The sequence below is a fragment of the Streptomyces sp. NRRL F-5123 genome (assembly GCF_000721495.1).
GTDB lineage: Bacteria > Actinomycetota > Actinomycetes > Streptomycetales > Streptomycetaceae > Actinacidiphila.
On record NZ_JOHY01000063.1, the window covers coordinates 19,187 to 37,693 of the forward strand.

The window sequence follows — 18,507 nt, forward strand, 5'->3', positions numbered from 1 at the left end:
CCAGAGGCCTTCCCCATCCCTGGGTGGCCGACCTCGGCGGTCGAACTCCCCGTCCCGCGCCCCGGCGGGGAACGCTCCTCCACGAAACCCCTTGCGCAATGGTCAAGAAACGTTGACCATTGGAGCCATGCCTACCGACGACGATCTCCCCGAGACCTTCCGCGTCACCACCGACGAGCAGTTGCGTGCCGTCTCGAACCTCACGCGGCACCGGATCATGGCCGTCCTGCGGTTCGAGCCCGCGACGATCACGCAGATCGCCGAGCGGGTGGGGGTGGCGAAGGGGAGTTCCAGCTATCACGTGCGGCTGCTGGAGCGGGCGGGGCTGGTGAAGGTGGTGCGGACGCGGAAGGTGCGAGGAGTCACCGAGCGGTATTACGCGATGGCCGCGCGGTCGATCGAGCTGCCGGACCCGGGGGACGGGAGGGCGGACGTGCTGATGCGGCATGCGGTGGCGGACCTGGAGGCGTCGCCGGCGGACGGGGAGCGGCACGTGCGGATGGCGCATCTGCGGCTCACCGAGGAGCAGTTCGCGGAGCTGGGGGCGCGGCTGCAGGCGCTCGCGGACGAATACCGGGAGCTGTCCGACCCGGCGCTGCCGGACACCTCGCTCGTCTTCGCGCTGTTCCACCCGGGCAAGCCCGAGCAGGCCGGAGGAGATGCCAGGTGACCTCGGACTCCCGTAAGGTGCCCGCCGGGTTCGGACGGCTGTGGACGGCGCAAGGGGTGTCCTCGCTCGGGGACGGGGTGTCGCACGCCGCGCTGCCGCTGCTCGCGCTGGCGTTGACGCGGGATCCGATGGCGCTCGCCGTCGTCTCGGCGGCCGGGACACTGCCGTGGCTGCTCTTCGGGGTGCTCGGCGGGGCGCTGGTGGACCGCTGGGACCGGCGGCGCACGATGTGGGTCACGGACGTGGCGCGTGCGGTGCTGCTCGCGATACCGGCGGCCGCGGCCGCCTTCGACGTGCTGAGCATTCCGCTGCTCGCGGCCGTCGCCTTCCTGCTCGGTGTCGGCGGGCTCTTCTTCGACACGGCCTCCACCGCCTACCTGCCGGGTCTGCTCGGCCGCGACCCCGCGCTCCTGGAATACGCCAACTCCCGCCTGCGCGGCACCCAGACCGCCGCGTCCGGCTTCGCGGGGCCACCGGCGGGCAGCGCCCTGCTCGCGCTCGGGCGGGCGGCTCCGCTGCTCGCCGACGCAGTGTCGTTCGCACTCTCCGCGCTGCTCGTACGGTCGCTGCCCGCCGCGCCCCGGCCCGTCCCGCAGGCGCGCGAGTCGCTGCTGCGGCAGGCGCGGGCCGGTGCCTCGTACGTCTTCCGGGACCGGCTGCTGCTCGGGCTCGCGCTGCGGCCGGCAGTCGGCAACATCGCCTTCCTCGCCGTCGAGACCGTGCTCGCCCTCTTCGCGCACGACCGGCTCGGCGTCGGCGGCTTCGGCTTCGGCCTGCTCCTCACGGCGGAGGCCACCGGCGGCCTGCTGGGCGCGGGCACCGCGTCCTTCCTCGGCCGGCGGCTCGGCACCGGCACCGCGCTGACCTGCACGGCAACCGTCGAGGGGCTCGCCGTCCTGGGCCTTGCCGGCGCCCCGAACGCCTACGCCGCCGGCCTCGCGCTCGCCGTCTGCGGCGCGGGAATGGGCGCCACGATGGTGCTCGCCCCGTCCCTCCGGCAGGCGGTCGTCCCCGCCCACCTGATGGGCCGGGTCGCCTCCACCTCCCGCATGCTCGCCATGTGCGCCGCCCCCTTCGGCGCCTTCCTCGGCGGCTGGCTGGCCACCGCCTACGGCGTCCGCGCCCCGCTCTGCGCCGCCGCCGGCCTGCTGCTCGCCATGACCGCCGTCACGGCGACCATGACCGGCAACCGCCGGGTCGAGGCGGCGCTGCGTGCCGCCGCCGCGGCCGGGGGTGAAGCCGGGGACACGGCCGGGGACGGCGTCCGCTCGGCAACCCGGGAGCCTGTTGCGGAGACCGCCTAGCGGGTGAAGAGCTTCCAGCGCCCCTCGGAGACGACCTCGACGGCTCCGTCGACGACCTTGAGGGCCGTCTCGTCGTCGATCGCGTACCCCGGGCAGGGCAGCCCGGCGGCCCAGCCGATCGCATCGGCCATCGAGTTCTCGGGCAGGAGGGGATGGTCCAGGTGCGGGAAGATCGCGAAATCGACCACTCCCAGGGCCTCGTCGCCGCCCGTCGGCGGCCTCCACCCGACGAACTCCTGGCCCACGCGGGGAGCCATCACCATGCTCCCCGCGCTGACGCCCACGCAGACCGCTTCCAGCGAGGGCAGAAGTTCCGCCAGCCCGGATTCGCGCATCCAGTGGCTGAGGTAGAGCGAGTCGCCGCCGGACAGCAGCAGGGCGTCGGCCTCCTGGACCCAGGGGACCCAGAGTTCCGGCCCGACGCTGGGCAGCGCCGTGAGCTCCAGCACGCCCAAGGACTTCCAGCCCACCTCCGACAAGGGTGTGCTGCTCTGCCCGGCGATCACCCGCCAGGCCGCGGCCGGACCGCTCATCGGATACACCGCGGTGGGTACGACGAGCGCGTTCGCTTCGGAGACCGGCTTTCCGAGGAGTTCGACCAGCGCGCCGTGGATGCTCGCGTTCTTGACGCCTGCCGAGGTGAGAAGAAGCTTCATGGGGCCCTTTCGTGATCGGCGCGGTGCTCAGCAGCCTTGTGGGCCCTCACCCTAGGCGCGCGACCTGGCCCGCCTCCACGACGGTGACGTGATGGTGGCCGGGGGCGGGGCGTCGCCGCCGTACGCCCGGCAGGCGGCGACGGTGGGGGCCCACTCCGTGATCGGGCGGACCACCTCAAGTGCCATGGCCCCCCGGTTGCCGTCCCCCGCTGCCCCCCCCGCCGGGCGCCGTACGGCCGCTGTGCGGCTCTCAGGGGGTGATACGGACGACGAAGGCGATGATCGGCCGAACCACCGTGTCCGTGTTCTTCACGCCGACCGTCCAGCCGCCGGAACCGCCGTAGGAGGCGAGCACGAACGGTTCGGCGGGCCGGAACACCGGGGCGACGTGGAGCCGGGGTGTACGCCCGTCGCCCCTCAGGCCGTTCACGCGGGCCGCCCAGGGGCTGACCTTCCAGGTCACGGCCCTGGCGCGCCGTACCGGCAACCGTGGCGGAGCGGCGGAGGCCCCCTGCGCCGCCGGAAAAGGGCTCACGCCGTGAAGAACCGCTTCGCCCGCAGCGCCGCGTCCTCGTCCTCCGTGACCTGGCCGGGGCGGGTGGCGCTGGCCAGGAGGGTGCCGCGGAAGTCCATGCGCATGTAGCGGGCGGTCTTCTCCAGGGTGCCCACCAGGGCGTCGGCGTCGGAGTGGTCGGCGCCGGCGAGGGCGGTGACGCCCCACAGGCGGCGGCCGGCCATCCGGGAGCGGAAGTCGACGCCGGGGACGCGGAGCCAGCCGGACCAGTGGTCCAGATACTGCTTCGTCGGCGTCGAGAGGGAGTACCAGTAGAGGGGCGAGGCGACGACCAGGTCCGTCGCGTCGAGGGTCGCGTCCAGCAGGGTGCGGGCGTCGCCCGTGGGCTCGGGGTAGGAGCCGTCGCCGGAGTGGCGGATGTCGGTGAAGGCCGGGAGCGCCAGCTCCGCCAGCCGCACCCAGTGCTGCTCGGTGCCGGGCGGCAGCGCGGCCGCCGCCTGCTGCGCGAGCGCCTCGGTGTTGCCGCCCGCGCGGGTGCTGCCGAGGAGGAAGAGGAAGCGTCGCCCCGTAGAGTCATGCATGTGCATATATTGCGTCCGCGCCTTACTGGCGTCAACCGGACCACGGGGGATCCGCGTCACACCCGCCGATGGGGGACACCCGTGCGGCCCGGCGCCAGGACCGGGCCGCACGGGCGGCCGGGGGAGCCCGGCGCGGCGGGTTCACGGGCGGCCACGCCGTCCACGCGCTGACGGCCCACCGTCCGGCGGCTCAGCCCGGCGCGGCGGGTTCGGAGGCGACCACGCGGCCCACGCGCCGACGGCTCACGGTCCGGTCCGGCGGCTCAGCCCGGCATCAGTCCCGCCAGCCGCGCGCCCAGCACCGGGGTCAGCGCCGCCGCGAAGCCCTCCGCGATGTGGTTGTCGTCCCGGTAGACCATCGTGTTGCCGGCCACCACCGGGCACGTCCCGTCCGGCGCGCACAGCCACGGGGCCGGGTCGATCAGAGCGGCCCCCGACGCCCGCGCCGCGTCCGTGAGGGCCAGTCGCCGGGTGCCGCGCAGCGCGCGGTCCCGGGGCTCGGCGCAGTCCGTCAGCGCCAGCGGGTGGTCGGCGGCGCAGTCCACGGCGTCCGACTTCGGCGTGGGCGTGTCCAGCACGGCGGCGATCCGCGCCCCGTCCGCGCGGAGTTGCGCGAAGGTCTTGTCGAAGCCCTCGGCCCACTGCTCGCGCAGGTCGCGCTCGGGGTCCACGGGGTCGCCCGCGTCCTTGGCCGAGACCAGGACCAGGTCGGGGTGCAGCGCGGCGATGCGGGTCAGAGCGTCCTGCCGCCAGGTGTCGCACGCGGTGTACGGCGCGCCCTGGGAGATGATCGTGACGTCGGCGGCCTTGCAGGAGGCCTTGGTGAACGACACGACCCGCCAGTGCCGTTCGCGCCCGAGCCGGTCGAGCGCCGGGAACCACTGGGCGGCGTGCGAGTCGCCGAAGACCACGACGACCTTGTCCGCGCTCGTGTCGCCGTACGCACAGCTCCGGTCGGGTACGTGCGTCGCGCGGTATTCGACGTGGCAGCCGTCACGGAAGACCGCCGACCGCTCCGGTTTGACGTCCGCGAGCGGCGGCGCGAGGTTGCTCGGCAGCTTGCCGCCGGACGCCGCCAGCAACTGCGTGAGCCGCAGCCCCGGGTTCGGCGCGGCCGTCAGCTCCCGCGCGAGGTCGGGGGCGGGCCCGCCCGCGCTGATGCCCGGCGGGAAGAGCGACGCGGTGAGCGCCGCCACCGCGGCACCCGCCGACAGGACGCCGCCCAGCCGCAGCGCGCGCCGGGGCCGGCCGCGGAAGGCGGCGTGGAAGCGCACCGGGTCCTCCACCAGCCGCAGCGTCACCCACGCGAGGCCCAGCGCCACCGCGCTCAGCGCCAGCCCGAGCCGTACGCCCGCGGGGCGGCCGAGCGCGGCGGGCCCGATCACCAGCAGCGGCCAGTGCCACAGGTACCAGCCGTACGACAGCCCGCCGACCCGTACGGCCGGCCGCCGCGCGAGCAGCAGCCCGGCCCCGTACCGTACGGGCGCCCCCGCCCCGCCCGCGAGGACGAGCAGCGTGCCCAGCACCGGCAGCAGCGCGTACCGCCCGGGGAAGGCGGTGTCGTCGTCGAATCGCACCGCCGCGAGCAGCACGCCCGCGAGCCCCGCCCAGCTCATGGCCGCCGCGGCCCATCCCGGCAGCCGCCCCAGCCGCCGGGCCCCCAGCGCGAGCAGCGCGCCCGCGCCCAGCTCCCAGAAGCGGGCGTGCGTGCCGAAGTAGCCCCAGGACGGCGAGCCGGCCGTCAGCGAGGTGTTCAGCCGGTACGACACCAGGCACAGCGCGGCCAGCACCACCGCGGGGGCGGCCAGCGGGCGCCCGTACCGCCGCCCCACCCGCCAGGCGAGGGCGAGCAGCAGCGGCCACACCACGTAGAACTGCTCCTCCACCGCGAGCGACCAGAAGTGCTGGAAGGGCGAGGGCGGGCTGTCGGCGTTCAGGTAGTCGGTGCCGGCCTTCGCGAGGCGGAAGTTGACGGCGTAGAGCGAGCTGGCCAGGGCGTCGCCCGCGTATTCGGTGAAGCGCACCTTCGACAGCCACAGCCGCGACCCGGCCAGCGTGACCAGGACGACGAGCGTGGCGGCGGGCAGCAGCCGCAGCGCACGCCGGGCGTAGAAGCCGCGCACGGACACGCGGCCGGAGGCGGCGAGCTCGCGCAGCAGCAGCGAGGTGATGAGGAAGCCGGAGACGACGAAGAAGACGTCCACCCCGACGTAGCCCCCGGCGACCGCGCCCACCCCGCAGTGCGCGAGCACCACGAGGGTGACGGCGACCGCCCGCAGCCCCTGGACGTCGAGCCGGACCGGTGGCCGGTCCTTCCCGGTGGCCGGCGTGACGTGATGGGCGGGGGAGAGGGTGGTCACGAAATGCGTTCCTTGCGTCGGGTACGGCCGTACGGTTCGGCCCCACTCCGCTCCTCGACAGGAACGCCCCGTTCACGCCCACCGAACGGCTGAATCTTCGGCGAAAGCCTGTTGGGCTCCTCACACCGAGCGGCGTGCCTCACACCGGCCCGCGTGCCTCGCACCCACCGGCGTGCCTCGCACCGACCCGGCGTGCCCTCACGCCGTCCCGGCGGTCTCCTCGGGGAAGTCCGCGGTGGGAACGGCGGCGGCCGACGCCGCGGCCCTGGCCCGCGCCAGCTGCGTACGGGAGCGGCGCGCGGTCCGCAGCGCGTCGCCGGTCAGCAGCACGAGCGCCGCCCAGACCAGCAGGAAGCCCGCCCACTGCTCGCCGGACATCGTCTCGTGGAAGTGCAGGACGCCGATCAGGAACTGGAAGACCGGTGCCAGGTACTGGAGCAGCCCCAGGGTCGACAGCGGCAGCCGGTTCGCCGACATGCCGAAGCACACCAGCGGCACCGCCGTCACGAAACCGGCGAGCGCGAGCAGGCTCGCGTGGCCCGCGCCGTGCGAGGCGAAGGTCGCGTCGCCGCGCCCGCCGAGCACCAGCAGGAAGCCCAGCGCCGGCAGGAACTGCACGGACGTCTCGGCGGCCAGCGACTCCAGACCGCCCATGGCGATCTTCTTCTTCACCAGCCCGTAGGCGCCGAAGCTGAAGGCGAGCACGAGCGCGATCCACGGCGGCCGCCCGTAGCCGACCGCGAGCACGCACACCGCGAGGCAGCCGATGCCGACCGCGGCCCACTGCACCGGCCGCAGCCGCTCGTGCAGCACGAGCACCGCGAGGGCGATCGTGACCAGCGGGTTGATGAAGTAGCCGAGCGAGGTCTCCACGACATGGCCGGCGTTGACCGCCCAGATGTACATGCCCCAGTTGACCGACACCGTCGCCGCGGCGACCGCGACCAGCGCGAGCCGCCGCGGCTGCCGTATCAGCTCGCCGATCCACGCCCACCGGCGCAGCACGAGCAGCAGCGCCGCGACGACCACCAGCGACCACACCATCCGGTGGGCCAGGATCTCCCCGGCCCCGGCCGGCTCCAGGAGCGGCCAGTACAGCGGGAAGAGACCCCACATGCCGTACGCCGCGAAGCCGTAGACCAGCCCTGCGCGCTTGTCGCCCATCGCCCCGACCCGTCCTCCCCGCACCCTGGGTGCGCGCCGTGCCGCCGCCGTACGTGCTCCCCGGCGAACGGACGCGGTACGGACCCCGATACGGGTGCGGCCCTTACGACGGTAGCGGTCGGCGGCAGTGCCGCGCCAGGGGCATTCCGCGGATCGGTCCTGACATCTCCGGCGTCGCTCAGGCGAGGGCCCCGAGCCCGCGCAGCTCCGTCGTGACGGTCTCCCGCAGCGTCGTCGTCGGGCGGCCCAGCAGCCGGGCCAGGTCGCCGCTCGTGCCCGCGAGCAGGCCGCGCGCGATGGCGTTGTCGACGTCGACCAGCACCTCGGCGAACGCCGCCGGCACGCCGACACCCGTCAGGATCTCCAGCCGCTGCTCGCCGCTGATGTCCTGGTACGCCACCGGCCGCCCGGACAGCTCCGCCACCACGGCCGCGTACTCCGGGAAGCTCCACGCGGTGTCGCCGCTCAGCTCGTACGCCCGGTTCTCGTGCCCGTCGGTCGCCAGCACGACCGCGGCCGCCGCCGCGTAGTCCGCGCGGGCCGCCGACGCGACCCGGCCCTCACCGGCGTTGCCGATCACCACGCCGTGCTCCAGCACCGCGGGCAGGTTCGCCGTGTAGACCTCGGTGTACCAGCCGTTGCGCAGCAGCACGTACGGCACGCCGGAGGCCGTGACCAGCTCCTCCGTCGCCCGGTGCTCGTCCGCGAGGGTGAAGTCCGCCGCGGGCCCGCCCAGCACGCTGGTGTACGCCAGCAGCGCCACGCCGGCCTTGGCCGCCGCGTCGATCACGGCGGAGTGCTGCGGCATCCGGCGGCCGACCTCGTTGCCCGAGATGAGCAGGACGCGGTCGCCCGCGGTGAAGGCGCCCGCGAGCGAGTCGGGGGCGTCGTAGTCGGCGACGCGCACCTCGACGCCCTGGGCGGCGAGGTCCGCCGCCTTGCCGCTGTCGCGGACGACCGCGGCGACGGCGTCCGGGGCCACGCCCCGCGCCAGCAGGTCCGCGATGACGAGTCGGCCCAGCTGGCCGGTGGCTCCGGTGACGGCGATACTCACGTTTTCCCTCCGGGGGGTACGCACGAGGTGGCTCGCCCTCACCGTATCCGGGCTCGCCCCCCGGGGCCCCTCCGCAGGGTGGCGCCCCTGAGCCGCACATGCCCGCGCCGGCCGGCGTTTTCAGGTGCCCCCAGCCACCGACCTCGTGCACGTCGTCACCGGCCCGAGGGGGCAGTACGGCTCGTGCCGGACCACGGGCCGGTGGTGGGTTGCTCGCGCAGTGCCCCGCGCCCCTTGAGTACCCGGCGCGGCAGGCGCAGGCTGAAACGCTCGCCCCGCAGGGCAGGGCGCCCGGATCGGCGCCCCGCCCGGAGGGACGGGCTAGGACACCGTCCAGGTGTCGCCACCGGCGAGGAGGGAGGCGAGGTCACCCGGACCGCCGGCGGCAGCCGCTTCGTCGAGTTGCTCGGCCATCTGCGTGTCGTAAACGGGCCGCGCCACATCGCGGAAGATGCCGATCGGCGTCGGCTCGTCCAGGCGCGACAGCGCGAACGCGGTCGACGGACCGGCCGCGTGCGTGTCGTGGACGAGCGCCTGACCCGCCGGATCGGCCAGCTCGGTGAAGGCCAGCTCACCGGTGGCGGGGTCGCGGACGACCCCGTGGCCGTCCCCGAGGGTGATGGGCTGCCCGTGCTCCAGCCGGATCACCGCATCGCCCGAGTCCTTGATCGCGTCGAACGCCCCGTCGTTGAAGATGGGGCAGTTCTGGTAGATCTCCACGAGCGCCGTGCCGTGGTGCTCGGCGGCGGCCCGCAGTACGGACTGCAGGTGCTTGCGGTCGGAGTCGATCGTCCGCGCCACGAACGTGGCCTCCGCGCCGAGCGCGAGGGAGACCGGGTTGAAGGGCGCGTCCAGCGAGCCCATCGGCGTGGACTTCGTGATCTTCCCGGTCTCGGACGTCGGGCTGTACTGGCCCTTCGTCAGCCCGTAGATCCGGTTGTTGAAGAGCAGGATCTTGAGGTTGACGTTGCGGCGCAGCGCGTGGATGAGGTGGTTGCCGCCGATCGAGAGGGCGTCGCCGTCGCCGGTGACGACCCACACCGACAGGTCGCGCCGCGAGGTCGCGAGGCCGGTGGCGATGGCGGGGGCACGTCCGTGGATGGAGTGCATGCCGTAGGTGTTCATGTAGTACGGGAAGCGCGACGAGCAGCCGATCCCGGAGATGAACACCACGTTCTCGCGAGCGAGTTCGAGCTCGGGCATGAAGGACTGGACGGCGGCCAGCACGGCGTAGTCACCGCAGCCGGGGCACCAGCGCACCTCCTGGTCGGACTTGAAGTCCTTCATCGTCTGCTTCGCGGTCGCCTTGGGGACCAGCGTCAGCGCCTCAGACATCTGCGTTCTCCTCTGCCTTCGCGATGATCGCCTGCGCGAGCTGTTCCGCCTTGAAGGGCAGGCCGGTCACCTGGGTCAGGGACCGGGCGTCCACCAGGTACTTCGCCCGCAGCAGATGGGCGAGCTGGCCGAGGTTCATCTCGGGCACGACGACCTTGTCGTAGCCGGCCAGCAGCGTGCCGAGGTTCGCCGGGAAGGGGTTCAGGTGGCGCAGGTGGGCCTGGGCCACCGAGAGCCCCGCGGTGCGGATGCGGCGGACGGCCGCGGTGATCGGGCCGTAGGTGGAGCCCCAGCCGATGACGAGGGTGCGGGCGTTGCCCGACGGGTCGTCGACCTCGACGTCCGGCACCTTGATGCCGTCGATCTTGGCCTGCCGGGTGTGGACCATCAGCTCGTGGTTGGCCGGGTCGTACGAGATGTTGCCCGAGCCGTTCTGCTTCTCGATGCCGCCGATGCGGTGCTCCAGGCCCGCGGTGCCGGGGACGGCCCAGGGGCGGGCGAGCGTCTCCTCGTCGCGGATGTACGGCCAGAAGACGCGCGAGCCGTCGGCGGTCGTGTGGTTCGGCTCGGTTGCGAACTCGACCCGCAGGTCCGGGAGTTCGTCGACGGACGGGATGAGCCAGGGCTCGGAGCCGTTGGCCAGGTAGCCGTCCGAGAGGAGGAAGACCGGGGTGCGGTAGGTGAGCGCGATCCGGGCCGCCTCCAGGGCGGCGTTGAAGCAGTCGGCCGCGGTGGCGGGGGCGACGACCGGGACGGGTGCCTCGCCGTTGCGGCCGTACATCGCCTGCAGCAGGTCGGCCTGCTCGGTCTTGGTGGGCAGGCCGGTGGAGGGGCCGCCGCGCTGGATGTCGACGACCAGCAGCGGCAGTTCGAGGGAGACCGCGAGGCCGATCGTCTCGGACTTCAGGGCCACGCCCGGCCCCGAGGTGGTGGTGACGGCGAGCGAGCCGCCGAAGGCCGCGCCCAGCGCCGCGCCGATCGCCGCGATCTCGTCCTCGGCCTGGAAGGTGCGCACACCGAAGTTCTTGTGCCGCGACAGCTCGTGCAGGATGTCGGAGGCCGGGGTGATCGGGTACGAGCCCAGGAAGAGCGGCAGTTCGGAGCGCTGCGAGGCGGCGACGAGGCCGTAGGCGAGCGCCAGGTTGCCGGAGATGTTGCGGTAGGTGCCCTTGGGGAAGGCCGCCGAGGCGGGCGCGACCTCGTAGGAGACCGCGAAGTCCTCGGTGGTCTCGCCGAAGTTCCACCCCGCGCGGAAGGCGGTGATGTTCGCCCGCGCGATGTCCGGCTTCTTGGCGAACTTCTTGAGCAGGAAGGCCTCGGTGTTCTCCGTCGGGCGGTGGTACATCCACGACAGCAGGCCGAGCGCGAACATGTTCTTCGCCCGCTCGGCGTCCTTGCGCGCCAGGCCGCTCTCCTTGAGCGCCTCCAGCGTCAGCGACGTCAGCGGCACCCGGTGCACCGCGTACGCGGCGAGGGTGTCGTCGTCCAGCGGGTTGGCCGCCCAGCCCACCTTCGCGAGCGCGCGCTTGGTGAACTCGTCGGTGTCCACGATGATCTCGGCGCCGCGCGGCAGGTCGCCCAGGTTCGCCTTCAGCGCCGCCGGGTTCATCGCCACCAGCACGTCCGGCGCGTCGCCGGGGGTGAGGATGTCGTGGTCGGCGAAGTGCAGCTGGAAGGACGAGACACCGGGGAGCGTGCCTGCGGGGGCCCGGATCTCGGCGGGGAAGTTCGGCAGCGTGGACAGGTCGTTGCCGAAAGACGCCGTTTCCGACGTGAATCGGTCACCCGTCAACTGCATGCCGTCGCCCGAGTCGCCGGCGAAGCGGATGATCACGCGGTCGAGCCGCTTGGTCTCCTTGGCCGGGCTGCGCTGTTCGCCGAGTACGTCGACCACTGCGGGTGACTCGTCCGCGGTGGCCGCGGCAATGGGGCTGCTGACCTGGCTGGTCACGGGTTGGGCCCTCCTTCGAGGCTGCGGCTCACCGTCATCGTACGGGCGTTAGGGTGCCCTTCCCGGGACGTCCCGCTATCTGGAAGGGCCATGTATCGCCGATTCTTCCGCATGATGAGACGGTGTCTCGCCATGCGGGACGTGCGGATGGTCGGAGGCCGCGTACCTCAGGAGTTGAGGTACGTGAGCACGGCAAGTACCCGACGGTGATCCCCGTCACTAGGGGCCAGCCCCAGCTTCAGGAAGATGTTGCTGACGTGCTTCTCCACCGCTCCGTCGCTTACCACGAGCTGCTTGGCGATCGCTGAATTCGTGCGTCCCTCAGCCATGAGGCCCAGCACCTCGCGTTCTCGCGGAGTGAGACGGATCAGGACGTCCTGCTTGCGGCTGCGGCCGAGCAGCTGGGCCACCACCTCGGGGTCCAGTGCCGTACCCCCCTCGGCCACTCTGACCACGGCATCCACGAATTCGCGGACATCCGCGACGCGGTCCTTGAGGAGGTAGCCGACCCCCCGGCTGCTGCCCGCGAGGAGCTCCGTCGCGTACTGCTCTTCCACATACTGAGACAGCACCAGGACGCCCACCTGCGGATGGTCCCGGCGCAGCTGCACCGCCGCCCGGACGCCTTCGTCCGTATGGGTCGGCGGCATCCGCACGTCGGCGACCACCACGTCGGGCGCCGCACCCGTCGCCGCCAGTTCGTCGACCGCCTTGATCAGGCCGACCGCGTCGCCGACGCCGGCCACCACGTCGTGGCCCCGGTCGGTCAGCAGCCGCGTCAGGCCCTCCCGCAGCAGTACCGAATCCTCGGCGATGACCACTCGCACCCTTGTCCTCCACCGTCGCGTTCCCCCGTGTCCGTCTGACCCGCCCAGCATCCCAGCATCCGCGCCCGGATGGGGAATACGGTTTCTCCGGGCAAGGTTGCGCCCCGAATGCCGGGTGGCCGCCGCGACCGACGTCGCCGGCGGCCGGGGAGAGGAGTGCGTGTGCACGCGGTGGGATTCGATGTCAACGGCGGCCCCGAGGTACTGCGGCCGAGGGAGGTGCCGACCCCTGTGGCGGGACCCGGCCAGGTACTGGTCGAGGTCGCCTACGCGGGCGTGAACTACGGCGAGCTGCAGCACGCCCTGGGCGACTTCGGGCCGCCGCAGGGACCGGGCGGCGTCGACGTGCCGGGGCTGGAGGTCTCCGGCGTGGTCGCCGCGCTCGGCTCCGGCGTCGGCGGGCTCGCGGTCGGCGACCCGGTCGCCGCGTACCTCCCCGACGGCGGCGGCTACGCCGAGTACGCCCTCGCACCGGCGGAGTTCGTCTTCCCGCTGGACGGCATCCCGCTGCGCGAGGGCGGCGGCGCGGCGCTCGTCCTGACCACCGCGTACGGCGTGCTGACCGGCGCGGCCAGGCTGCGGGCCGGCGAGACCGTCCTCATCCACGCCGCCGCCGGCGGGGTCGGCTCGGCCGCCGCGCAGATCTCCCGGGCACTCGGCGCCGCCGTCGTCCACGGCACGGTGGGCTCCGCCGAGAAGGCGGAATACGCCAAGCGCTTCGGCTACGACGCCGTCCACCTGCGGTCGGAGTTCGCCGACCGGCTGCGCGACATCGACGTCGTCCTCGACCCCGTCGGCGGTCCGACCCGCCTCAGCAGCCTGGCCCTGCTCGCGCCCTTCGGCCGGCTGACCGTGTACGGGGAGGCCGCGCGCGAGCCCGACCTGACGCTGCCGGTGCTGCCCTTCTGGAAGAGCAACCGCTCGCTGGCCGGCTACAACATCGGCGACCTCGCCCGCCGCGCCCCGCGTACCGTCCGCGGCCACGCGCTGTCCGCGTTCGCGCTGCTGGCGGCCGGCACGATCCGGCTCGACATCTCCGCCGAGCTGCCCCTGGACGGCGCCGCGGAGGCGCTCGACGCGATGCGCGCGGGCCGCAACGTCGGCAAGACCCTGCTGGCGGTGAACCCGCGGCTGAGATGAGGCTCCTGGGACGGCAGGCGCCCTCCGCCCGGGGGGACGGGCGGAGGGCGCGGTCCTGCGGCGGGCGTTCGGCGGGGGGCCTCGCGGCGGAGGGTCAGGCGCGCCAGGGGAGTTCGGCGGCGATACGGGTCGGGCCGCCCGCGGGGGAGTCGACCGCGAGGATGCCGTCCACCGAGTCCAGCCGCTCGGCCAGCCCCGCCAGGCCGGAACCGGCATCGAGGCCGGCGCCGCCGCGGCCGTTGTCCGTGACGGTCACCATCAGCCGGTCCTCGACCTGCCACACGTCGACCGTCGCCCGCGACGCCCCGCTGTGCTTGCTGACGTTCTGCAGCAGCTCCGAGACCGTGAAGTACGCGATGCCCTCGATCGCCGGCACCGGCCTGGCCGGCAGGTCCACCGTCACCGCGACCGGCACGGTGCAGCGCGCCGCGACCGCGGACAGCGCCGGGCCCAGTCCCCGGTCGGTGAGGATCGCCGGGTGGATGCCGCGGGCCAGGTCGCGCAGCTCCTGGAGGGCGATCTTGACCTCGCCGTGCGCCTCCTCGACCATCACCGCGCCCGCCGCCGGGTCCTCCAGCAGCTTCTCCTTCGCCAGGCCGAGGTCCATCGCGAGGGCGACGAGCCGGGCCTGCGCCCCGTCGTGCAGGTCGCGCTCGATGCGCCGCAGGTCCGCCGACGCGGTGTCCACGACCGCCCCGCGGTCCGCCTCCAGCTCCGTGACCCGGTCGTCCAGCCGGGAGGGCCCGAGCAGCCCGTGCACCAGCAGCCGGTCGACGTGCGCCATGCCGCGGATCACCCACGGCGAGGCCAGCACCAGCAGGGCGCCGACCACCACGCACAGCGCGAGGTCCGCGGGGGTGTGCAGCCACCAGCCGCGCGTCCCGCTGTCGTTCCCCCAGATCTGCAGCCCCGGCTGGTCGGTGTAGGTCGGGAAGACCCACTGCCACAGCGGGTACGTCAGCAGGCCCCAGCCGTACGACATGACCGTGACCGCCACGGAGAAGGTGACGATGCTCCACGGGAAGTGGACGAGGGTGTAGACGGCGTGCCGCCAGTTCACACCGCTGCCGAGCTGGGCGCCGACGCGGGCCAGGAAGCCCTTGCCCTTGGTGCGTACGGGGCCGGGCTCGTCCACCTCCAGCCACAGCAGGCTGCGGGCCCGCGCCCGCTCCATCCGCCCGATGGCCCGGCACCCCAGCAGCGACAGCACGAGCAGCGGCAGCCCGACGAACGTCACCAGCAGGCCCGCGCTCACCGCGAGCATGGTGACCGTCCAGACGAAGCCGGCGATCCCGACCGGGAGGTTCAGCAGCGCGTACCCGAACTCGCGCCACGTCCGGGCCTGGAACGGCGCCCTCAGCACGAGGGGGAGGCGGTGCGTTTCCCCTCCGGGGAACGACGACTGCGGCGGCGGGCCGTACGCCATGATCGGTACCGTCCTCTCGGGGCTTGTGCTCATGTCTCCACCTTGGCCTTCCGGCCCGCTCCCGCCCATGCGGCGGCCCGCCCTTTCCGGGGTGGGGCTATCCCCCCCACCGGGGGAATGGCGACATGCCACGTCACGTGGCAATCGCCCAGGGGCGCGTGGGGGCACCTCCCGGGCGGAGCCTGGGGGAGAACCGCGCGACCGGCCCCCACCGGCGGACGGTCGCGCGGGCCACCATGTGGGGCAGACGGCAGCGTCACACCGGGCGATCCCGCCACGGAAGCTCCGCCGTGACGACGGTGGGCCCTCCGGCGGGGGAGTCGACCACGAACAGCCCGTCGACGGAGTCGAGCCGCTCCGTCAGTCCGGCGAGCCCCGAGCCGCCCGCGAGGTCCGCCCCGCCGCGCCCGTCGTCGCGGACCTGGATCATGAGCCGGTCGACCGCCCGCCACACGTCCACCGAGGCGCGCGACGCCCCACTGTGCTTGCTGACGTTCTGCAGCAGCTCCGAGACCGTGAAGTACGCGATGCCCTCGATCGCCTCCGCCGGCCTGGCCGGCAGGTCCACCGTCACCGCGACCGGCACGGTGCAGCGCCCGGCGACCGACGAGAGCGCCGCGTCGAGCCCGCGGTCGGTCAGGATCGCGGGATGGATCCCGCGCGCGAGATCCCGCAGCTCCTGGAGGGCGATCTTGACCTCGCCGTGCGCCTCGCCCACCATGCGCGCCGCGGCCTCCGGATCTTCGAGCAGCTTCTCCTTCGCCAGGCCGAGGTCCATCGCGAGGGCGACGAGCCGGGCCTGCGCCCCGTCGTGCAGATCGCGCTCGATGCGCCGCAGGTCCGCCGCCGCGGTGTCGACGACGACCCCGCGGTCGGACTCCAGCTCGGCGATGCGCCGCTCCAGCTCGTCGGACGGCTGGAGCAGCCCGCGCACCAGCGCCCGGTCGACCGAGGACATCCCGCGGGCGAGGAAGGGCAGGATCGGCCACGCCACGAACAGCGAGGTCAGCGTCACGCAGAAGGTGAAGATGCCCCACGGCAGCCGGATCGCCAGATAGAGCGCGGTCCGCCACGCCACCGGGTCCTTGAGTACCATCCACAGCCACTGCAGGAAGCCGAAGGTGCTGGGCCGCAGCGGCCGCGGCGACTCGACGTGCACGCCCAGCAGCGAGCGGGCGAGCGCCCGTTCGACGGAGCCGAGGAAGCGGCAGCCGACCAGCCCGAAGGCGAGCAGCGGCAGGCCGACGACCGTGACGGACAGGCCCGCGCCGACCGACAGCGTGGTCACGACGTAGACGAAGCCGATGATCCCCATCGGCAGGTTGAGCAGCAGGCTCACGATCTCCTTCCACGTCACCGCGTCGAAGGCGAAGCGCGGCGGCGGGAGGGGCGCGTCGGCCGCGGCGGGGCGGCCGTACCGGTCGGTGCGGCCGGCTCTGCTCGCGCCGGTCGCGGTGGGTGGCGAGGCGTTCATGACCCCAAGCCTGCCGGGCGGCGGCGGTTTCGCGCCATGGGGTGGGTGGGTGGGCCGGGGTGGGGTTATCCCCAGGTGGCCGCGCCGGGCGGGGACCGGGGGCGGGACGCGGCGGGGAGCAGCGGAGGGGCCAGGGCCTAGACTCCCTCCGTATAGATCGGCTAAAGATCCCGGCGGAACGCTGGACAGCACGGCTTTCCAGCCGATCGATGAACGAGCGTACGAGTCAACGAGGGGCGGACGGACGTGGACTACTTCCACGGCTACGCGGTCGTCGGCCTGGTCGCGGTCGTCGGCGTGCTCTTCGTGTCCGTCGCCTTCGCGTCCGGCCGCCTGCTGCGCCCGGTCGTGCCGACGCCGGAGAAGATGCTCACGTACGAGTGCGGGGTCGACCCGGTCGGCGGCGACTGGGCCCACACCCAGGTCCGCTACTACGTCTACGCCTACCTCTACGTGATCTTCGCGGTCGACGCCATCTTCCTCTTCCCGTGGGCGACGGTCTTCGCGGCGCCCGGCTTCGGCACGGCGACGCTGGCGGAGATGTTCGTCTTCCTGGGCTTCCTGGCGGTCGGGCTGCTCTACGCGTGGAAGAAGGGCGTGCTGGAATGGATCTGACCCCGGCGGAGAACGCCTCGGCACAGAGCACCCCGGAGGGGGGCGCCCACCCCGTGCCAGCGCCCGAGCTGCTGCCCGAGCCGCGCCGGCTGGGCCCGCTCGCCCGGCTCGCGCCCGAGCCGCTGAAGGTGGTCCTGAACTGGGGCCGCCGCTACAGCCTCTGGGTCTTCAACTTCGGCCTGGCCTGCTGCGCGATCGAGTTCATCGCCGCCTCCATGGCCAAGCACGACTTCATCCGGCTCGGCGTCATCCCCTTCGCGCCCGGCCCCCGGCAGGCCGACCTGATGGTCGTGTCCGGCACGGTGACCGACAAGATGGCCCCGGCCGTCAAGCGGCTGTACGAGCAGATGCCCGAGCCGAAGTACGTGATCTCCTTCGGCGCCTGCTCCAACTGCGGCGGGCCCTACTGGGACTCGTACTCCGTGACCAAGGGCGTCGACCAGATCATCCCCGTCGACGTGTACGTGCCCGGCTGCCCGCCGCGGCCCGAGGCGCTGCTCCAGGGCATCCTCAAGCTCCAGGAGAAGATCGCCCGCGAGTCGACGAGCGAGCGCTACGCCGCGCCCCGCCCCTCCGCGGGCGCACTCGCCTCCGGCCTGGTCACCCCGCCGCCCGCGCCCGGGCCGGCCGGCAGCACCGGGGACCCGGCATGACGGGGTGGCTGCCGCGGGAGGCCGCGGAGATCTTCGGCCCGGACGCCGTGGCCGGGGAGGCGTACGACCTGCTCACCGTGGACGTCCCCGCGGCCTCCTGGGTCGCGGCGCTGACCGCCGCGCGCGACGAGCTGGGCTGCACCTTCTTCGACTGGCTCAGTGCCGTCGACGAGCCGGGCACCGGCTTCCTGGTGTGCGCGCACCTGGCCGCGCTGAGCGACGGCCCCGGCCCCGTACGGCGGCTGCTGCTGCGGACGGCGGTCGCGCACGACGCGCCCGCGCTCGACACCGCGACCGGCGTCTACGCGGGCGCGGACTGGCACGAGCGGGAGACGCACGAGATGTTCGGCGTCGCCTTCACCGGCCACCCGGGGCTCGCCCCGCTGCTGCTCCCGGAGGAGTTCGAGGGGCACCCGCTGCGCAAGGACTTCGTGCTCGCCGCGCGCGTCGCCAAGGCGTGGCCCGGCGCGAAGGAGCCGGGGGAGTCGCACGACGGCGGGCCCAAGCGGCGGCAGATGCAGCCGCCCGGGGTGCCGGACCCGAACGAGTGGGGTCCGCTCAAGGGGCAGCTCCCGGCCGCCCCGGCGCGCCCGGCCCGCACCGCCCGCCCGCCCCGCGCCGCGGGGGCCGCCGGTACGGGCGCGGGCACGGGTGCGGGGGCGGCCGAGCGCCCCCCGCGGCGCAACCGCAGCGCGAGCGACGGCTCCGCGAGCCAGACCCGCCCGCAGCCCCCGGCCGACCCGCAGTCCCCGCCCGCCTCCCCGACCCCGGACGCCCCCTGGC

17 protein-coding genes are annotated in these 18,507 nt (G+C 73.8%); 6 read left to right on the forward strand and 11 right to left on the reverse strand.

Translation table 11 applies throughout. The annotated features are described in order from the left end of the window. Nucleotides 1-127 precede the first annotated feature (127 nt). Together IH54_RS0133090 and IH54_RS0133095 are read left to right on the forward strand one after the other, a co-directional pair. Nucleotides 128-670 (forward strand): ArsR/SmtB family transcription factor, encoded by a 543-nt coding sequence (locus IH54_RS0133090; RefSeq protein ID WP_031524095.1) that lies wholly within the window; start codon nucleotides 128-130, stop codon nucleotides 668-670. Then, on the forward strand, nucleotides 667-1,974 hold the full coding sequence (locus IH54_RS0133095; RefSeq protein WP_052398142.1) for an MFS transporter: 1,308 nt from the start codon (nucleotides 667-669) through the stop codon (nucleotides 1,972-1,974). The genes IH54_RS0133090 and IH54_RS0133095 overlap by 4 nt, the downstream gene beginning before the upstream one ends. On the opposite strand, the gene IH54_RS0133100 is transcribed toward IH54_RS0133095, so the two are convergent. From IH54_RS0133100 to IH54_RS0133140, 9 genes are all read right to left on the reverse strand, one after another. Then, nucleotides 1,971-2,630 (reverse strand): Type 1 glutamine amidotransferase-like domain-containing protein, encoded by a 660-nt coding sequence (locus IH54_RS0133100; RefSeq protein WP_031524097.1) that lies wholly within the window; start codon nucleotides 2,628-2,630, stop codon nucleotides 1,971-1,973. The two genes, IH54_RS0133095 and IH54_RS0133100, sit on opposite strands and share 4 nt — an antisense overlap. 250 nt (nucleotides 2,631-2,880) lie before the next feature. Further along, complete coding sequence (locus tag IH54_RS0133105; protein WP_031524098.1) at nucleotides 2,881-3,093, reverse strand: hypothetical protein; 213 nt, start codon at nucleotides 3,091-3,093, stop codon at nucleotides 2,881-2,883. Between the two features lie 68 nt (nucleotides 3,094-3,161). Then, nucleotides 3,162-3,725: a flavodoxin family protein gene (locus tag IH54_RS0133110; protein WP_043183015.1), complete on the reverse strand. Its 564-nt coding sequence runs from the start codon at nucleotides 3,723-3,725 to the stop codon at nucleotides 3,162-3,164. 263 nt (nucleotides 3,726-3,988) lie between these two features. After that, on the reverse strand, nucleotides 3,989-6,085 hold the full coding sequence (locus tag IH54_RS0133115; RefSeq protein ID WP_078862721.1) for an acyltransferase family protein: 2,097 nt from the start codon (nucleotides 6,083-6,085) through the stop codon (nucleotides 3,989-3,991). A gap of 198 nt (nucleotides 6,086-6,283) precedes the next feature. Next, the gene (gene rarD, locus IH54_RS0133120; protein ID WP_031524105.1) at nucleotides 6,284-7,249 is read right to left on the reverse strand and encodes an EamA family transporter RarD; all 966 of its coding nucleotides are present in this window, start codon (nucleotides 7,247-7,249) and stop codon (nucleotides 6,284-6,286) included. A 178-nt stretch (nucleotides 7,250-7,427) separates the two neighbouring features. Then, nucleotides 7,428-8,303 carry an SDR family oxidoreductase gene (locus IH54_RS0133125; protein ID WP_031524107.1) on the reverse strand — a complete coding sequence of 292 codons (876 nt, stop codon included), beginning with the start codon at nucleotides 8,301-8,303 and terminating at the stop codon, nucleotides 7,428-7,430. A gap of 321 nt (nucleotides 8,304-8,624) precedes the next feature. Next, a complete protein-coding gene (locus tag IH54_RS0133130; protein WP_031524109.1) occupies nucleotides 8,625-9,638 on the reverse strand; it encodes a 2-oxoacid:ferredoxin oxidoreductase subunit beta in 1,014 nt (337 codons plus the stop codon). Beyond that, the gene (locus tag IH54_RS0133135; RefSeq protein WP_031524111.1) at nucleotides 9,631-11,589 is read right to left on the reverse strand and encodes a 2-oxoacid:acceptor oxidoreductase subunit alpha; all 1,959 of its coding nucleotides are present in this window, start codon (nucleotides 11,587-11,589) and stop codon (nucleotides 9,631-9,633) included. The genes IH54_RS0133130 and IH54_RS0133135 overlap by 8 nt, the downstream gene beginning before the upstream one ends. A gap of 167 nt (nucleotides 11,590-11,756) precedes the next feature. Further along, on the reverse strand, nucleotides 11,757-12,416 hold the full coding sequence (locus tag IH54_RS0133140) for a response regulator transcription factor (RefSeq protein WP_031524113.1): 660 nt from the start codon (nucleotides 12,414-12,416) through the stop codon (nucleotides 11,757-11,759). Between the two features lie 162 nt (nucleotides 12,417-12,578). On the opposite strand from IH54_RS0133140, the gene IH54_RS0133145 reads away from it, so the two are divergent. Continuing rightward, the gene (locus IH54_RS0133145; RefSeq protein WP_031524116.1) at nucleotides 12,579-13,556 is read left to right on the forward strand and encodes a quinone oxidoreductase family protein; all 978 of its coding nucleotides are present in this window, start codon (nucleotides 12,579-12,581) and stop codon (nucleotides 13,554-13,556) included. A 94-nt stretch (nucleotides 13,557-13,650) separates the two neighbouring features. Here the strand turns inward: IH54_RS0133145 and IH54_RS0133150 are convergent, their stop codons facing one another. Further along, entirely contained in the window at nucleotides 13,651-14,982 is a 1,332-nt protein-coding gene (locus IH54_RS0133150) for a sensor histidine kinase (RefSeq protein WP_031524118.1), read from the reverse strand. Nucleotides 14,983-15,238: 256 nt separating this feature from the next. Further along, entirely contained in the window at nucleotides 15,239-16,456 is a 1,218-nt protein-coding gene (locus tag IH54_RS0133155) for a sensor histidine kinase (protein ID WP_031524121.1), read from the reverse strand. Nucleotides 16,457-16,702: 246 nt separating this feature from the next. Between IH54_RS0133155 and IH54_RS0133160 the strand changes: the two genes are divergently transcribed. From IH54_RS0133160 to IH54_RS0133170, 3 genes are all read left to right on the forward strand, one after another. Then, entirely contained in the window at nucleotides 16,703-17,071 is a 369-nt protein-coding gene (locus IH54_RS0133160; RefSeq protein ID WP_031524123.1) for an NADH-quinone oxidoreductase subunit A, read from the forward strand. Beyond that, on the forward strand, nucleotides 17,062-17,724 hold the full coding sequence (locus tag IH54_RS0133165) for an NADH-quinone oxidoreductase subunit B (protein WP_031524126.1): 663 nt from the start codon (nucleotides 17,062-17,064) through the stop codon (nucleotides 17,722-17,724). Before IH54_RS0133160 ends, IH54_RS0133165 begins: the two co-directional genes overlap by 10 nt. After that, the coding region (locus IH54_RS0133170; protein WP_031524128.1) for an NADH-quinone oxidoreductase subunit C at nucleotides 17,721-18,507 on the forward strand (787 nt) is incomplete at its 3' end. The genes IH54_RS0133165 and IH54_RS0133170, both read left to right, overlap by 4 nt.

Bases quoted from the DNA above. Each gene is read 5' to 3' on its own strand.
- IH54_RS0133090 (WP_031524095.1), top strand. From the start codon at position 128: ATGCCTACCGACGACGATCTCCCCGAGACCTTCCGCGTCACCACCGAC.
- IH54_RS0133100 (WP_031524097.1), bottom strand. From the start codon at position 2,630: ATGAAGCTTCTTCTCACCTCGGCAGGCGTCAAGAACGCGAGCATCCAC.
- IH54_RS0133110 (WP_043183015.1), bottom strand. From the start codon at position 3,725: ATGCATGACTCTACGGGGCGACGCTTCCTCTTCCTCCTCGGCAGCACC.
- rarD (WP_031524105.1), bottom strand. From the start codon at position 7,249: ATGGGCGACAAGCGCGCAGGGCTGGTCTACGGCTTCGCGGCGTACGGC.
- IH54_RS0133130 (WP_031524109.1), bottom strand. From the start codon at position 9,638: ATGTCTGAGGCGCTGACGCTGGTCCCCAAGGCGACCGCGAAGCAGACG.
- IH54_RS0133150 (WP_031524118.1), bottom strand. From the start codon at position 14,982: ATGGCGTACGGCCCGCCGCCGCAGTCGTCGTTCCCCGGAGGGGAAACG.
- IH54_RS0133155 (WP_031524121.1), bottom strand. From the start codon at position 16,456: ATGAACGCCTCGCCACCCACCGCGACCGGCGCGAGCAGAGCCGGCCGC.
- IH54_RS0133165 (WP_031524126.1), top strand. From the start codon at position 17,062: ATGGATCTGACCCCGGCGGAGAACGCCTCGGCACAGAGCACCCCGGAG.